A 16,264-nucleotide genomic window follows, 5' to 3' on the forward strand; every position below is an offset into this window, starting at 1 on the left:
GAATTGTCCGCTCTCGTGTTGAACGTTTTAGCCTGATCGGAATGATCTCTCAATCTGCTGTTAGTCGCCAGGTGAAAGCGATGAACGCCGGTATTTATGTCGCCAATGGTCATCGTTTCATCGTGAAAATAATGCCATTGTATAAACGCAACACAGTGTAACAAGTCAAATAGATTGCTGATATATTGGGCGGCCTTTAAATTTAAATCCAGATTTTTCGCTAACCCGACCCATTTCATCGAAATGATGGATGGATGTAGGTTTTCGGTGAACCAGCGCACATCGCTGAGTTAGATAAAAAATCAGGGTTTAATTCAACACCATCCTCTTAAATTGATCATCTGGTCTCGCCATTATCCATGGCGAAGAGCCCGAAAAAGGATTTTTATGCGTTACTTCCAACACCTGATTTCACCACGAATTCCCGCACTGATGACGATGTCGCTGGCACTTGCTTATCCAGTGAGTAGTTTCGCACAAACGACCCCTCCTGTGAAAAAGGCGGCATCCACAGCATCTGCACCTACGGTGGCGGAAGCGGAGCGTTTTTTGCGTGATGCTGAAGTGCGCTTGCAGCAGTTGTCCGTGATTGCGCAGCGCGCAGCGTGGGTGTACGAGACGCATATTACCGATGATACTGAGGCGATGTCGGCACAGGCGAGTGAGCAGGCATTGACGGTGGGTAGTGAGATTGCGATCCAGGCACGCCGTTATAACGCATTGCCTTTATCCGCAGACAGTAAGCGCAAGCTAAAGCTGCTGCAATTGAATCTGAGTTTTAAAGATGCAGCGGATCGTGAGGCCTATACCCGTTTATCCACTTCACTCGCCGGGGAATATGGCAAGGCAAAATATTGTAAGAATCCTGCCGATGCGAGTACCTGCCTGGATCTGGGACAGATGGAAGAAATCATGGCACAGAGCCATGATCCTGCCGTACTAAAAGATGTGTGGATGGGCTGGCATCAGCAGGCCAGCAAATATAAAGACAGCTATGTGAATTACGTTGCGGTATCCAATAAGGGCGCACGTGAAATGGGCTTCGCTGATACCGGCGCTTTGTGGCGCTCTCAGTACGATATGTCGTCGGATGCGTTTGAGGCAGATACAGAGCGCTTGTGGCAGCAAGTGAAGCCTTTATACGATTCATTGCACCAGTATGTGCGTTTGAAATTACGTCAGACCTATGGTCCTGATGTCGTACCATTGACGGGCCCGATTCCCGCGCATTTGTTCGGGAATATGTGGAGTCAATCCTGGGAAAATTTATACCCGACTGTGAAGCCGCAAGAGCAGGCTGCGTCCTTGGATGTCGGCGCGGTATTGAAACAAAGAAATATCGGTGCCAAGGCGATGGCGCAATATGCAGAAGGCTTTTACACCTCACTGGGAATGGAGAAATTGCCTGAGTCGTTTTGGCAGCGATCCATGCTGACGAAACCGCGTGACCGTGAAGTGGTCTGCCACGCGTCAGCCTGGGATCTGGATAATCTGACCGATGTCCGAATCAAGATGTGTATTAATCAGACAACAGAGGACTTCATCACAATTCATCATGAGTTGGGACATATTTACTACGACCTCGGGTATCGCAAGCAACCGCATTTATTTAAAGGCGGTGCGAATGACGGCTTCCATGAGGCGATTGGCGACACTGTAGCTTTATCCGTGACGCCAGAGTATTTGAAAAAAATCGGCTTACTCAGTGAAGTCCCCGATGCATCGCAGGATATCGGTGTCTTGCTGAGTCGTGCATTAGAAAAAGTGGCGTTCTTACCGTTTGGCTATCTGGTGGATCAATGGCGCTGGAAGGTATATTCCGGCAAAGTCGCACCGAAGGATTACGATAAAGTCTGGTGGGAACTACGTGAAAAATATCAGGGGATCAAACGTCCTGCACCGATGGAGGTGAATGGATTTGATGCCGGTGCTAAATACCATGTCCCAGCCGATACGCCTTATGCACGTTATTTCATCGCACATATCTTGCAATTCCAGTTCCATCGTGGCCTGTGTAAAGAAGCAGGTTATATTGGCCCACTGAATCGCTGCTCTATTTTTGAGGATAAAAAGGCTGGTGCGAAATATCAGGCAATGCTGGCGATGGGAGCAAGTCGACCATGGAATGAGGCGCTAAAGGCGGTGTCTGGTGAAGATAAGATGGATGCCTCGGCGATTCTCGATTATTTCGCACCGCTGAAAGTCTGGCTTGACGCACAGAACAAGCAGTTAGCGCAATAAATCAAAGCGTTATCGTATTAAAGTAAAAGGCTGAATCACGAAGGTGGTTCAGCCTTTTTATCATTAGTCGTTTAGTAAAAATTATTGAACAATGTTCAGCTGGCCATTTTGATAAATGACCTTGATGCGGTCACCAATCCGGTAGTAGGAGCCTGGTTCAATTAGCACCGTTCTTTGCTCTCCGTTTGGCATGCGCAAGGTCATTTCGGTTTTTATTTTTTGCGGAGCATTGTTTCGTTCGACTTCGTTGCCGACGATGCCACCAGCTATTGCGCCGCCGAGTGTCGCCAGATTGCGGCCATCGCCTTTGCCGACCTGATGACCGATCACACCACCTAATACAGCGCCGACCAGAGCGCCAGCACCGCCTTGATTATGACTGGCTTGCCCGACTTCACGCATGCCGACAATGGTAGCGACTTCGACATAAGCAGGGGCGGGTGCCTGATATCCTTGCGGATATTGAGGGTAGGCTGGCTGCTGATATTGATTAGGATACGCTGGGTTCTGTGCCGGATACGGTGTCTGGTAGTTTGACGGATATGGGGAACTGGAAGAATTCTGGTATCCCTGATAACCCCGCGTGGCGCAAGCCGTTAATTGGCTCGCGACCAGGACAGAAATGAGGATCGCTACTTTACGCATGACAGACTCCGCAACGTTGATGATATGTCCTTAACGCAGCGTGGCGCCCGGTTGTTGACCTTGGTTTGCGAGGCAAGGTAAATAATCGTTAATTCCTTAATTTTGTATTACGTTATAGCGGCTTAATACCAATGACGCCGCTCTGTCTTAGTCCGGCAATTTTTTCATCGTCATAATGGAGTAAGTCTTGTAACACCTGATCGGTATGCTGTCCAAGCAGGGGCGGCGCCAGCGGATATACCGCTGGCGTGACTGACATCTTCATCGGACTGCCAACAAGTTTTACCTTGCCGGCACTTGGATGCGGTAAATCCATCTGCATCTGCCGTGCGATAACTTGAGGATTCTCGAAAACTTCATCAAGCGAGTTGATCGGGCCGCAAGGTACGCCTGCTGCCTCCAGCACATCGATCCACTCTTGCTTTGTTTTTTGCTGCACCATGTCTGCCAGCAGCGGAACTAAAATGTCGCGGTGCTGCACGCGCAGTGGATTACTGATAAAACGTACATCATCGGCCAGATCCTGACGACCACCTGCCTGAACAAATTTGCGATATTGGCCGTCGTTACCTGCCGCGACAATGATATGACCATCAGAGCTTGCAAAGGTCTGGTAAGGCACAATGTTGGGATGGGCATTGCCCCAGCGTTTTGGCGCTTTACCACTGGCAAGATAATTCGTGTTCATATTAGCCAGCATCGCGACCTGTACATCAAGCAATGCCATGTCTATATATTGGCCCTCGCCAGTGCGGTCACGATGGGTCAGCGCTGCCATTACGGCGATGGTTGAATACATTCCTGTCATCAGATCGGCGATGGCAACACCTGCTTTTTGCGGACCTCCGCCGGGCAGGTCATCGCGCTCACCAGTCAACGACATAAAGCCACCCATGCCTTGCACAATAAAGTCGTAACCCGCACGATGAGAGTATGGGCCTGTCTGTCCAAAACCGGTGATCGAGCAATACACTAGGTTTGGTTTTAATAACTTTAGACTGTCATAGTCCAGTCCGTATTTTTTAAGCTGGCCAACTTTATAATTCTCAAGAACCACATCGGATTGCTGTGCAAGTTCTCGAATAATTTGCTGACCTTCTGCTGTGGCTATATCGATGGTGATTGCTTGTTTGCCGCGGTTGGCGGCAAGATAGTAGGCTGCTTCAGTCGTGTTGTAGCCCTCTGCGTCTCGCAAATACGGCGGACCCCAGGTGCGGGTATCGTCGCCAGACACGGGCTTTTCAACTTTAATTACTTCTGCACCGAGATCTGCGAGATTTTGTGCGCACCATGGACCGGCAAGTACACGTGTCAGATCGAGGACCCGGATATGTCCGAGTGAGGTCTTGTTTTTTTCTGTGGTCTGCATATATCCTGTACGTTTTCTTTTTGTGCAAATCGGAGAGTCAACATGGAGAGCAATGATGTGGCCTTATCCTAAAGTTGTCGCTCATCGGGGCGGCGGCACTCTGGCTCCGGAAAATACCCTTGCTGCGATGCAGTGTGGTTTCAGGCATGGCTTCCGTGCGGTTGAATTCGATGTCATGTTATCAAAGGATGGCATACCTGTGCTGATGCATGATCCTTTATTTGGCAGAACTGTCCGTGGCGAGAGCGGCGTTGCGAGCACGACGGCACATGACTTATTGCGGATGGATGCTGGTAGCTGGTTTTCAAATGATTTTGCAGGGACGCTCGTCCCAAGCTATCAGCAAGTATTAGCATTCTGCCTGGAGCACGGTATCTGGATGAATGTAGAAATTAAACCCGTGCCAGGTTTTGAGACGGAAACGGGTAGGGTGGTTGCGCAGATGACCCGGCAAATGCAAGCGGGGGCACAAGTTTTATTTTCATCTTTCTCATTTGATGCTCTGATGAGTGCCAGAGAATCCGCTCCAGAGATCCCTCGCGGATATCTGACTGATCAGATTCAGAGCGACTGGCAACAGCGACTACAAACTCTTTCAGCGATCGCTTTGCATACAAATCACCGTCATTTGACTGCTGGGCTTACTGCGCAAATCAAGGCTGCGGGTTATGGCGTATTTTGTTATACGGTAAATGCACCAGAGCGGGCGCGCGAAATTGTAGGGTGGGGTGTGGATGCGTTTTGTACCGACAGGATTGACTTGATTTCTCACGACTTTATTACCTAGAGTATTGTTGGAATTATCGCCTGAGCTGATGGTTACGATTCATTACATGGCTTACAGTTTTCATGTCATCAGGCTTGTATTCGACCTCGTTATAGGCTCATGAGTGATACAAAAAATGACTCAGATTAATTAAGAAGCGCTCCACTTTTACAACGCAGAAAGGCACTATCATGAAATCAGTTAAACTCGTTTCCGTACTCGTTGCAACTTTGTTTGCTATCCCTGTGTTTGCTCAAAACACAAACACGCCTAACATCGACAAGCGTCAAGAGAACCAACAAAAACGTATCGCTAATGGTGTGAATAGTGGTGCTTTGACTGCACAAGAAACAGCGAACCTTGAAAAGCGTGAAGCAAAAATCGAAACGGATAAGGAAGCCGCTAAAGCAGATGGCAAAGTAACGAAAAAAGAACGTGCGAAACTGGAGCATGAAGAAAATCGCGCAAGTAAAAAAATCTACGCGAAAAAACACAATGCACGTACCGCAAGTACTCCCGCACAATAAGAAAAACGTTTTACTGTAGTATTTTCTGTATAACCCGTCTGGTATTCGATGCCAGACGGGTTTTGTTTTATCGGTGGTGCTGAGAATATTATTCTCAGTTGGCATGTCAAGAGCCTCTGAAACTTGCCTGGTCGAAATGAGTTTTGACGAGAAAATGCGCGAAGTTATCACGTATAATCAAGAGCTAAACTTTAAAACCGCATCAATCTGCCCTGAAAATTACTATGAACTCGTCTGAAATCCGCGATAAATTCCTCAGCTTTTTCGAATCCAAAGGCCATACACGAGTCCGTTCGTCCAGCCTGATCCCTGGTAATGATCCGACTTTGTTGTTTACCAACTCCGGTATGGTGCAATTTAAGGATGTCTTCCTTGGTCAGGACAAGCGCAATTACACCCGCGCGACAACAGCGCAACGCAGCGTACGTGCCGGTGGCAAGCATAATGATCTGGAAAACGTCGGCTATACAGCGCGCCACCATACATTTTTTGAAATGCTGGGCAACTTCTCGTTTGGCGATTATTTTAAACGTGACGCGATCAACTATGCGTGGGAATTACTGACCGTCGTCTATGGCCTGCCAAAAGACAAGCTGACAGTGACGGTGTATCAGGAAGATGACGAAGCCTACGATATCTGGAAAAACGAGATTGGCGTGCCGCCTGAACGCATCATCCGCATCGGCGACAACAAAGGCGCTCGTTACGCATCAGACAATTTTTGGCAGATGGCAGACACAGGTCCATGTGGTCCGTGTTCTGAAATTTTCTATGATCATGGTGCGGATATCTGGGGTGGCCCTCCAGGCTCACCTGATGAAAACGGTGATCGTTTTATCGAAATCTGGAATCTGGTGTTCATGCAATTTAACAAGGATGAGCAAGGCGTTTTGCATCCTTTACCAAAGCCGTGCGTCGATACCGGTATGGGACTGGAGCGTATTGCTGCGGTGTTGCAGCATGTGCATTCCAACTACGAGATCGATACCTTTCAGCATCTGATCAAGGCGGCAGCGCGTGAAACCGGTTGTACAGATCTGAACCACAATTCCTTAAAAGTAATTGCCGATCACATCCGCTGCGCAGGTTTTCTGATTGTTGACGGCATTATTCCTGGTAACGAAGGACGCGGTTATGTCTTGCGTCGTATCACGCGCCGTGCATTGCGCCATGGACACAAGCTGGGTCAGCCACAACCGTTTTTCTACAAATTGGTGGCGGATCTCGTGAAAGAAATGGGTGTTGCTTATCCTGAGTTGGCAGAGGCTGGCGAGCGCGTTGCTCAGGTCTTGAAACAGGAAGAAGAACGTTTTGGCGAAACGCTGGAACATGGTATGAAGATTCTGGAAGCAGCTCTGGCCAAAGATAGTAAAAATCTGGACGGCGCAACCGCATTTACGCTGTACGACACTTACGGCTTCCCGCTGGACTTGACTGCAGATATCTGCCGCGAGCGCAATGTGGTTCTGGATGAGGCAGGTTTCGATGCTGCCATGGCGCATCAAAAGCAAACCGCTCGTGCCGCAGGCAAATTCAAAATGGCCGCAGCGATCGAATATAGCGGCGACAAAACGACATTTGTCGGTTACGAGCAATTGAGTAACGACAGTAAAGTCATTGCCTTATATGTCGATGGCAGCGCTGTGTCCAAATTAGGAGCTGGGCAGGCCGGTATCGTGGTACTAGACGTAACACCTTTTTATGCTGAATCTGGCGGTCAGTGCGGTGACTCTGGTGTGTTGAAATCGACTAGCGGTGCCGAATTTGAAGTCGCTGATACGCAAAAAATTCAGGCGGATGTTTTTGGCCATCACGGCACTCTGACCGCAGGTACTTTAGAGGTCGGTCAAAGTTTGCATGCGCAAGTAGCTACCTCAGTACGCGCTCAAACTGTGCGTAATCACTCTGCAACGCATTTGATGCACAAGGCGTTGCGTGAAGTGCTGGGTGCTCATGTCTCGCAAAAAGGTTCACTGGTTGATGCTGAAAAGACCCGTTTCGATTTCAGCCACAACGCGCCGATGACCGATGCCGAAATTTTGCAGGTTGAAACTATTGTTAATCGTGAAATTTTGTCTAACGCCGCTGCGCAGGCGCAGGTGATGTCGTATGACGATGCGATCAAGCATGGTGCAATGGCGTTGTTCGGCGAAAAGTATGGTGACGAAGTGCGTGTACTGGACATCGGTACGTCGCGTGAGCTGTGCGGCGGTACCCATGTGTCGCGTACAGGCGACATCGGATTGTTTAAAATAGTGTCTGAAGGCGGTGTTGCCGCAGGGATTCGCCGTGTTGAGGCTGTGACTGGTGAAGTTGCGCTGGATCTGGTGCAAACCTTAAATCAACGTGTCAATGACATCGCCGGTGCATTAAAAACGCAACCGGAGAAATTGACACAGCGCATATCACAATGGCAAGATCACGTTAAGTCTCTTGAAAAAGAATTAACGCTATTGAAATCCAAGCTGGCAGCGAATCAGGGTGATGCTTTGCTGGAACAAGCCTTAGACGTCAACGGCGTCAAAGTGTTGGCTGCGGTCATGGAGGGGGCGGATGCGACAGCTCTGCGCGAAACCATGATCAAGCTGAAAGACAAGATGAAAACAGCCGCAATTGTTTTAGCTGCTGTGAACGATGGCAAGGTCAGTTTGGTTGCTGGTGTGACTGAGGATTCAACCTCTAAACTTAAGGCAGGTGAGCTGGTCAATTTCGTAGCGCAACAGGTTGGTGGTAAAGGCGGCGGTCGCCCTGATATTGCTCAGGCCGGCGGTACTGATGCTAGCGGTCTGTTAAAAGCGCTGGCTGATGTACCTAACTGGATTAAAGAGCGCCTATGATCTTTATACGCCGTGCCGAACCAGCAGATGCTGCCCAGATCCAACGGGTGTATGCAAGTACCAATGCGTTTACAAGTACCTTGCAATTGCCGCACCCGACGGTGGAAATGTGGCAGGAACGATTAAAGCAATTTAATCCCGACGACACTTTGCTAATTGCAGTGTATGACGGTGTTGTAGTGGGCACGGCAGGTTTGCATCTCGAAAAGAAATCACGCCGTCGTCATGTGGCAGGTCTGGGCATGGCTGTCGCGGATTCGTTCACCGGGCGCGGTGTTGGCACTGCTTTACTTGCCGAGATATTAAGTCTCTCAGATAACTGGCTCAACGTATTGCGTATTGAATTGACGGTGTATTGTGATAATGCGGCGGCAGTTCATTTGTATAATAAGTTTGGCTTTGAGATCGAGGGCACGATGCGTGCGCACTCGCTGCGCAACGGCGTATTTGTAGACGCATATTCTATGGCGCGCTTTCATCCTAAGCAGCCGCAAATTCCTCGCACTGGTCGTTAAACGAACCCCAATAATGGAACTAAAATTTTGTCCCGTATGTGCCGCGTCACTGGCGTACCGCGCAGATGAGCAAGAAGCCTCCCGACTTAGACTGGCGTGTCCGGAAGGTCATTGGACACATTGGGACAATCCACTTCCGGTATTGGCCGCGCTGGTCGAAGTTGAGGGCCATATTTTGCTTGCAAGAAATGCTGCCTGGCCAGAAAAAACTTTCGCCCTGATTACTGGTTTTATGGAGCGTGGTGAGACGCCGGAAGAGGGGATTGCACGCGAGCTGAAAGAAGAGACTAATCTCGACGCCGATCAGGTGAGTCTCATCGGCGTATATGAGTTCATCAAAAAAAACGAAGTCATTATCGCCTACCATGTAAAAGCTTCGGGCAGTATTCAATTGTCCACCGAATTATTAGAGTATCGTCTTGTCAGCCCGGAAAAATTACGTCCCTGGCGTGCCGGAACTGGTTATGCGATGGCAGATTGGATGCGTACTCAAGGTCTGGATCCCGTATTTGCTGATTGGGCAAGTTCTTGAGTGATCAGCTAACAACAGATACTCACTAAAATTGTGCAAACAATTGTTAATCAATGTGGAATCTGGGGTCTCGTTGTTGCGTTGCACCATCTTGATTAAATTTCCGGTAGAATTGGTGCAAATGTTTTAGTAAGTATTTTGCTGTTCAAATTGTTTATTCCCGCTACTGGAAAAAATCATGCAATACAATAAAGAACTGGATGCTCGTGGATTGAATTGTCCGCTTCCAATTTTGAAGACCAAAAAAGCTCTGGCAGATATGATTACTGGTGAGGTATTGCACGTCATTGCAACTGATCCGGGTTCAGTGAGAGATTTCAAAGCATTCTCCAAGCAAACTGGCAATGAACTACTTTCTCATTTGGAAAACAGCAAAGAGTACGAATATTTTATTAAGCGTAAATAATAGCGTGACAGCATGTCAGCAATAGTTTGCCAATTCTTAGTATAAAAAAGCTCACGATAAGTGAGCTTTTTTTATGCATGATCCATGTAGTCGTTTGTTGTGGAAAGCCCTTCGTTTAGGGGTTCCGCTCTACTGTGGTTCTGGATTGAAAAGAACGATCGTGCTAAATTGTGTGGCTTAGATCATTTTAGTCTTATAATTGATGAAGTTTACGTATACGTCAATTTGCTGCACTCGCAACATTCGTTTCATCAGAATTAATCCGTTTCACCATCTCTGTTCAAAAATTAGCTCAGTAAAGGCAGAACTATGAAAGTCCTGGTACCAGTCAAACGTGTAGTCGACTACAACGTCAAAGTACGCGTCAAATCCGATGGCACTGGCGTGGATATCGCCAACGTCAAAATGTCGATGAATCCTTTCGACGAAATCGCCGTAGAGGAAGCAATGCGCTTGAAAGAAGCAGGCGTTGTGACTGAAGTTGTCGCAGTATCTTGTGGTGTCGCGCAATGCCAGGAGACTTTGCGTACAGCGATGGCGATCGGCGCAGACCGCGGTATTTTAGTTGAGAGCGACGCCGAATTGCAGCCCTTGGCAGTGGCTAAACTGTTGAAAGCACTGGCTGACAAAGAGCAGCCTCAGCTAATTATCCTGGGCAAGCAGGCAATTGATGATGACTGCAATCAGACAGGTCAGATGCTGGCAGCCTTGTTGGGTTGGCCGCAAGCGACTTTTGCATCCAAGGTTGTCGTTGCTGACGGCAAAGCGACCGTGACGCGCGAAGTTGACGGTGGGCTGGAAACTTTATCGTTGACTTTGCCAGCGATTATCACAACAGATTTGCGTCTGAATGAGCCGCGCTACGTCACTTTGCCAAACATCATGAAGGCCAAGAAGAAGCAATTGGACAATGTAAAGCCAGTGGATCTGGGCGTAGATGTGACCTCACGTGTGAAGACTTTAAAAGTCGTTGAGCCAGCAAAACGCTCTGCTGGTATCAAAGTGCCTGACGTTGCGACTCTGGTTGCCAAGCTAAAGAACGAAGCTAAAGTTATCAGCTAATTCATTTGTCCTTAGTCCTTAAGAATAATCTTTGTGCCAGATGATCTGGTTCAATCAATGTGGAAAACATCATGACTACACTTGTCATCGCTGAACACGACAATGCTTCCTTGAAGGGAAGTACATTAAACACAGTTACTGCTGCTATTCAATGTGGTGGTGACGTTCATATCCTCGTCGCAGGTCATAATGCTGCTGCTGCTGCACAGGCGGCGTCTCAGATTGCTGGTGTCAGCAAAGTGTTGCACGCAGATGCACCTTATTTCGCTGATGGCTTAGCTGAAAATGTTGCTGAGCAAGCGCTGGCAATTGCTTCCGCTTATAGCCACATTCTGGCGCCTGCTACCGCTTACGGCAAAAACATTTTGCCACGCGTTGCGGCTAAACTTGATGTGTCACAAATTTCTGAAATTACTAAAGTAGATTCGCCTGATACGTTCGAGCGTCCAATTTATGCAGGTAATGCAATCGCAACCGTACAGTCTGCCGATTCGGTGAAAGTGATCACTGTGCGTAGTACGGGTTTTGATGCTGCTGGTACCGGTGGATCTGCTGCGATTGATAGCATTGCTGCTGTTGCTGATTCAGGTAAATCTGCGTTCGTTTCCCGTGAAGTCGCTAAATCAGATCGCCCTGAACTGACTGCGGCGAAAGTGATCGTTTCTGGTGGTCGTGGTATGGGTTCTGGTGATGCATTTAAAGTCTTGGAACCTCTGGCTGACCGCCTTGGAGCTGCGATGGGCGCGTCGCGTGCGGCAGTTGATGCTGGCTTTGTGCCAAATGACTGGCAAGTTGGTCAAACCGGCAAGATCGTTGCTCCGCAGTTGTATATCGCTGTCGGTATCTCTGGCGCAATTCAGCATCTGGCAGGTATGAAGGATTCAAAAACCATTGTGGCAATTAATAAAGATCCTGAAGCACCAATTTTCTCTGTGGCTGATTACGGTATCGTTGGTGATTTATTTGAAATCGTACCGCAATTGGTTGCCGAGTTAGGCTAATCAATTCAATGTGAGCACGGCAAACACGGTTTGTCGTGAGCAGTCTTGGAATATTAACAGGACAGGATAGGCAGGTTTGTCGTGAAGCTGACAGAGTATTTTCTCTGGTTCTGACATGATCCTGATCATCCTGTCCTTTTTCATGGAGTAAATATGAGCTATGTAGCGCCACTGAAAGACATGCTGTTCGTGATGAGTGAGCTGGCGGGTCTTGCCGAAGTCAATGCCCTGCCAGGTTGCGAAGACGCGACGCTGGAAACTGTTGAAGCTGTATTAGAGGAAAATGCAAAATTTACTGGCGAAGTTGTTGCCCCTTTAAATTGGCCAGGAGACCAGGCGCCGAGTTATTGGAAAGACGGCGAGGTCTTCACGACTAAAGGTTTTAAAGAAGCGTTCAAAATGTTTGGCGAGGCAGGTTGGCAGGGCGTGCAGCATCCGGCTGATTTTGGCGGTCAGGGTTTGCCAAAGCTGGTCGCTACACCCTGTATCGAGATGTTGAATTCGGCGAGCGTTTCTTTTGCCTTGTGCCCTTTATTAAGTGATGGTGCGATTGAGGCATTGTTGACGGCAGGCAGTGATGAACAAAAAGCGATTTATCTTGAAAATCTGATTGCCGGTAAATGGACTGGCACGATGAATTTGACTGAACCGCAGGCGGGATCAGATCTGGCAATGGTACGTTCACGCGCAGTTCCTCAGGGCGACGGTACTTATAAAATTTTCGGTACGAAAATTTTCATTACCTATGGTGAGCACGATATGGCTGAAAATATCGTTCACCTGGTGTTGGCTCGCACACCAGACGCACCCGAGGGCGTCAAAGGTATTTCTCTGTTTATTGTTCCTAAATTCCTGGTAAATGCGGATGGCTCTCTGGGTGCGCGCAATGATGCGCACTGCGTCTCGATTGAGCATAAATTGGGTATCAAGGCGAGTCCGACGGCAGTACTGCAATTTGGTGATAACGGTGGTGCGATAGGTACGTTAGTTGGCGAAGAGAATCGTGGCCTTGAATACATGTTCATCATGATGAACGCAGCTCGTTTCGGGGTCGGTCTGCAAGGTATTGGTATCGCTGAGCGCGCATATCAAAAAGCCGTAGGCTATGCGAAAGACCGTGTTCAGTCGCGTGATTTATCGGGTTCTGCTGGCCCCGTCACTATTATTCATCATCCTGATGTGCGTCGTATGCTTATGTCGATGCGTGCGCAGATTGAGGGTGCCCGTGCGCTTGCTTATGTAGCCGCAGCTGCGAGTGATGCAGCTCATCACCACGTCGATGAGTCTGTGCGTAAAGCAAATCAGACTTGCTACGAATATCTGGTGCCTATTGTCAAAGGCTGGTCTACTGAAATGTCTCTGGATGTTACGTCAACAGGTGTTCAGGTACATGGTGGAATGGGCTTTATTGAAGAAACTGGGGCGGCTCAGCACTACCGTGATGCCAAGATTCTGACGATTTATGAAGGTACGACGGCGATTCAGGCAAACGATCTGGTTGGTCGCAAAACTGCTCGTGACGGCGGCGCAACGGCCAGGGCGCTGATTGCCCAGGTGCGTCAAACAGCATCTGAATTAGCTGCAGTGCAATCCGATGATTTGCAGGCAATCCAGCGCCAGCTGTTATTGGGTGCAGATGCTATGGAAGAGGTAGTTGCTTTTGTCGCGGCGAATTTTAAAACGGATATTAAAGCGGTGTTTGCCGGTAGCGTTCCATATTTGAAACTGGCTGGTATTGTGCTTGGCGGCTGGCAAATGGCTAGGGCTGCATTGATCTCCCAGGATAAATTGCAGGCGGGTGAGGGTGATTCTAGTTTTTATAAGGCTAAAATCGCTACGGCACGTTTCTTCGCAGATCACATATTGTCTGCGGCTCAGGGATTGCGTACTTCTATTGTAGAAGGTAGTGCCGGTGTTTTGGCATTGACTGAAGATCAGTTCTGATTAGTGTGCTGATCAAAAAATAAAAAAGCGGCTGAGGCTGCTTTTTTATTGAGATTGTTTCTTATGTCAGCCGAAAGAGCCACCCGTATATAACAGGTCAAAAGCGCGTGCAATTGTGGCGATTAATGCAAAAGCTCCCACACCAAGACTTAATACTAAAATCAGCGCTAAAGGCCATGAGGATTCACTGGTTTGCCCAGATTGCGCATTATATTGCTGATCCCATTTCTCATCGGCTGTCAGTCCAAGTACTAATGCTTCTAGCATAGCAATTAAAAATGACAAGATAAATGGACTTGCAGTCACAGGTAGTGGCGAGCCGAAAAAGAAATGACCAAGCAGCCATGACAATGGTAGTGTTGCTAAGTGTAACCAGCCCCAAATGTCTTGCTTGCCTTTTAAATAGAAGCGGTGCAGACCCGCGCTTCCGAGTGTTGCGGCAAGCAGGGTAGTGATGGTTTTGTTTTTATGGATGGTATTCATAGGTGTTCTGCAAAGTAATACGTGATTCTAGAGCAAGACGATGCCCCCTGCTGGCTTATTCTCAAATCTCGGCTGGGTTAGTCGCCCGGACATCGTCGGTAAAACACGACTGAATCTTGGATAGTGCTTGCGGTTTGGTCTCGAAGCAGGCTATAATTTGCGGCTTTTTCCGCGTTTAGACATTTTTTGGAAATATTATGGTCGTTATTCGTTTAGCTCGTGGTGGCGCAAAAAAGCGCCCTTTCTACAATATCGTTGCAACAGATTCACGCAATCGTCGTGATGGTCGTTTCATCGAGCGCATCGGTTTTTACAATCCGATCGCAAATGGTAATGCTGAGACAGTACGTGTTGCAGCAGATCGTCTGGCTTACTGGCAAGGCGTTGGTGCACAATTGTCACCAGCAGTTGCTCGTCTGGTAGCGCAATCTGGCAAAGCTGCAGCTTAATTGCTGCGTGATTGTTAGCAAGTGATATCAGTTGGAGTGCATGTTCCTGAAGATTTAGTCCTGGTGGGCTACGTCTCGGGAGCATACGGCATTCATGGTTGGGTAAGAGTGCACCCTTACTCCAATGATGCCGATGCGTTGCTCAGCGCCAAAACATGGTGGCTGGAGAATGCAAAAATATGGCCTGAATTGCACGACGTAGATCGCATGGAATCCAAGATTCACGGCGAGGATGTTGTTGCGAGACTAATGGGCGTGGCCGACAGAAATGCAGCGGAAGCGCTTAAAGGCACAATTGTTAAGATTCCCCGTAGTCATTTTCCAGCCTTACCGGATGGAGAGTTTTACTGGGTGGATCTGATCGGCGCATCAGTGCACAACTTGCAAGGTGAAGACTTAGGTCAGGTTAGAGACTTGATGGATAACGGTGCTCATCCTATTTTACGGGTTGCAGCAGCTGACGTCCCTGAGGCTGATTTGGCTAAATCGGAACGTTTGATCCCCTTCGTAGACAGCTTTGTAAAAGAGGTCGATCTGAAGGCCGCCAAAATTATCGTTGACTGGGGCTTGGATTATTAAGCGTGCTGTAATGAGAAATAGTTTGATGAGATCGAAAGGCATGCGATATGCAGTTTGATGTCATTACATTGTTTCCTGAAATGTTTGCTGCGCTGACCAAATCCGGCGTCACCCGTCGTGCTTTTGAGCAGGAGAAGTGTGCTATATCTCTGTGGAATCCCCGTGACTTCACAACAGATAGACATCGTACCGTGGATGACCGGCCTTATGGTGGTGGTCCTGGTATGGTGATGCTGGCTAAACCTTTGCAGTTAGCAATTGATGCAGCGAAACAGCGTCAGGTGCAGTCCGGAAGTAATGCTGCTTCCAGAGTAATTTATCTGTCACCGCAGGGACGTCCGTTGACGCATCGGCGTGTAATGGAGTTATCGCAACTGGATGGTGTTGTTTTACTTTGTGGCAGGTACGAAGCGGTTGATCAGCGTTTGCTTGATCAGTATGTGGACGAGGAAGTTAGCCTGGGCGATTTCGTATTATCTGGTGGTGAGATTCCAGCGATGGCTTTGATGGATGCCGTCATCAGGCAATTGCCAGGAGTTTTGCATGATGATGATTCTGCCGTACAGGATAGTTTTGTAAATGGCCTCCTTGATTGCCCACATTACACCAGGCCGGATGTATTTGAAGAAATTCCGGTCCCTGCCGTCTTAACGGGGGGGAATCATGCTGACATTGAAAAATGGCGTCGTGAACAATCGTTGGAAGCGAGCTTGCGTAAACGTCCCGACCTGATTGCTCAGGCACGTGAGGTGGGTTTGCTCAGTAAGGCTGACGAGAAGTTTTTGAGTAGTTTGTAGTTCAGTCATTTCCTAGGATCTGACTTTAAGTGCAGGTATTGACCTGCTTGTTTAACCCCATCCTCTACTGAGCACAGCAGTTATAGCGTCAGCAAGATGGTATCAGGAGTA

16 protein-coding genes are annotated in these 16,264 nt (G+C 48.4%); 13 read left to right on the forward strand and 3 right to left on the reverse strand.

What is annotated here, in order from left to right:
* The first annotated feature begins 387 nt into the window (after window positions 1-387).
* On the forward strand, window positions 388-2,241 hold the full coding sequence (locus ACO0LE_RS14005) for a M2 family metallopeptidase (RefSeq protein ID WP_422960973.1): 1,854 nt from the start codon (window positions 388-390) through the stop codon (window positions 2,239-2,241).
* 81 nt (window positions 2,242-2,322) lie between these two features.
* Here ACO0LE_RS14005 and ACO0LE_RS14010 read toward each other — a convergent pair whose 3' ends face one another.
* Both ACO0LE_RS14010 and ACO0LE_RS14015 read right to left on the reverse strand, forming a co-directional pair.
* Window positions 2,323-2,886, reverse strand: a complete 564-nt coding sequence (locus ACO0LE_RS14010; protein ID WP_422960974.1) for a glycine zipper 2TM domain-containing protein — start codon at window positions 2,884-2,886, stop codon at window positions 2,323-2,325.
* Between the two features lie 112 nt (window positions 2,887-2,998).
* Entirely contained in the window at window positions 2,999-4,255 is a 1,257-nt protein-coding gene (locus tag ACO0LE_RS14015) for a CaiB/BaiF CoA transferase family protein (RefSeq protein ID WP_422960975.1), read from the reverse strand.
* A gap of 55 nt (window positions 4,256-4,310) precedes the next feature.
* Here ACO0LE_RS14015 and ugpQ point away from each other — a divergent pair, with 55 nt between their 5' ends.
* The 9 genes from ugpQ to ACO0LE_RS14060 all read left to right on the forward strand — a co-directional run bounded on the left by ugpQ (window position 4,311) and on the right by ACO0LE_RS14060 (window position 13,845).
* Window positions 4,311-5,042, forward strand: coding sequence for a glycerophosphodiester phosphodiesterase (gene ugpQ, locus ACO0LE_RS14020; protein WP_422960976.1), 732 nt, complete (start codon window positions 4,311-4,313; stop codon window positions 5,040-5,042).
* Window positions 5,043-5,212: 170 nt separating this feature from the next.
* On the forward strand, window positions 5,213-5,548 hold the full coding sequence (locus ACO0LE_RS14025; protein WP_422960977.1) for a hypothetical protein: 336 nt from the start codon (window positions 5,213-5,215) through the stop codon (window positions 5,546-5,548).
* A 224-nt stretch (window positions 5,549-5,772) separates the two neighbouring features.
* Complete coding sequence (gene alaS / locus ACO0LE_RS14030; RefSeq protein ID WP_422960978.1) at window positions 5,773-8,385, forward strand: alanine--tRNA ligase; 2,613 nt, start codon at window positions 5,773-5,775, stop codon at window positions 8,383-8,385.
* Window positions 8,382-8,900, forward strand: coding sequence for a GNAT family N-acetyltransferase (locus ACO0LE_RS14035; RefSeq protein ID WP_422960979.1), 519 nt, complete (start codon window positions 8,382-8,384; stop codon window positions 8,898-8,900). Before alaS ends, ACO0LE_RS14035 begins: the two co-directional genes overlap by 4 nt.
* Before the next feature lie 10 nt (window positions 8,901-8,910).
* On the forward strand, window positions 8,911-9,432 hold the full coding sequence (locus tag ACO0LE_RS14040; protein WP_422961004.1) for an NUDIX domain-containing protein: 522 nt from the start codon (window positions 8,911-8,913) through the stop codon (window positions 9,430-9,432).
* Between the two features lie 178 nt (window positions 9,433-9,610).
* Complete coding sequence (locus tag ACO0LE_RS14045; protein ID WP_422957783.1) at window positions 9,611-9,838, forward strand: sulfurtransferase TusA family protein; 228 nt, start codon at window positions 9,611-9,613, stop codon at window positions 9,836-9,838.
* A gap of 309 nt (window positions 9,839-10,147) precedes the next feature.
* Window positions 10,148-10,900 carry an electron transfer flavoprotein subunit beta/FixA family protein gene (locus ACO0LE_RS14050; RefSeq protein WP_422960980.1) on the forward strand — a complete coding sequence of 251 codons (753 nt, stop codon included), beginning with the start codon at window positions 10,148-10,150 and terminating at the stop codon, window positions 10,898-10,900.
* Window positions 10,901-10,971: 71 nt separating this feature from the next.
* The gene (locus ACO0LE_RS14055) at window positions 10,972-11,901 is read left to right on the forward strand and encodes an electron transfer flavoprotein subunit alpha/FixB family protein (RefSeq protein WP_422960981.1); all 930 of its coding nucleotides are present in this window, start codon (window positions 10,972-10,974) and stop codon (window positions 11,899-11,901) included.
* 153 nt (window positions 11,902-12,054) lie between these two features.
* A complete protein-coding gene (locus ACO0LE_RS14060; protein WP_422960982.1) occupies window positions 12,055-13,845 on the forward strand; it encodes an acyl-CoA dehydrogenase in 1,791 nt (596 codons plus the stop codon).
* Window positions 13,846-13,911: 66 nt separating this feature from the next.
* On the opposite strand, the gene ACO0LE_RS14065 is transcribed toward ACO0LE_RS14060, so the two are convergent.
* Window positions 13,912-14,328 (reverse strand): NINE protein, encoded by a 417-nt coding sequence (locus ACO0LE_RS14065; RefSeq protein WP_422960983.1) that lies wholly within the window; start codon window positions 14,326-14,328, stop codon window positions 13,912-13,914.
* A gap of 197 nt (window positions 14,329-14,525) precedes the next feature.
* On the opposite strand from ACO0LE_RS14065, the gene rpsP reads away from it, so the two are divergent.
* Genes rpsP through trmD form a run of 3 tightly spaced genes read left to right on the forward strand, consistent with a single transcriptional unit; the run spans window position 14,526 to window position 16,153 of the window.
* Window positions 14,526-14,777 carry a 30S ribosomal protein S16 gene (gene rpsP / locus ACO0LE_RS14070; RefSeq protein ID WP_262838614.1) on the forward strand — a complete coding sequence of 84 codons (252 nt, stop codon included), beginning with the start codon at window positions 14,526-14,528 and terminating at the stop codon, window positions 14,775-14,777.
* A gap of 36 nt (window positions 14,778-14,813) precedes the next feature.
* Window positions 14,814-15,356 (forward strand): ribosome maturation factor RimM, encoded by a 543-nt coding sequence (gene rimM, locus ACO0LE_RS14075; RefSeq protein WP_422961005.1) that lies wholly within the window; start codon window positions 14,814-14,816, stop codon window positions 15,354-15,356.
* Between the two features lie 47 nt (window positions 15,357-15,403).
* Window positions 15,404-16,153, forward strand: coding sequence for a tRNA (guanosine(37)-N1)-methyltransferase TrmD (gene trmD / locus ACO0LE_RS14080; protein ID WP_422960984.1), 750 nt, complete (start codon window positions 15,404-15,406; stop codon window positions 16,151-16,153).
* The last annotated feature ends 111 nt before the right edge of the window (window positions 16,154-16,264 follow it).

Source organism: Undibacterium sp. Xuan67W (genome assembly GCF_049340165.1).
In the GTDB taxonomy this organism is placed as follows: Bacteria; Pseudomonadota; Gammaproteobacteria; order Burkholderiales; family Burkholderiaceae_D; genus Undibacterium.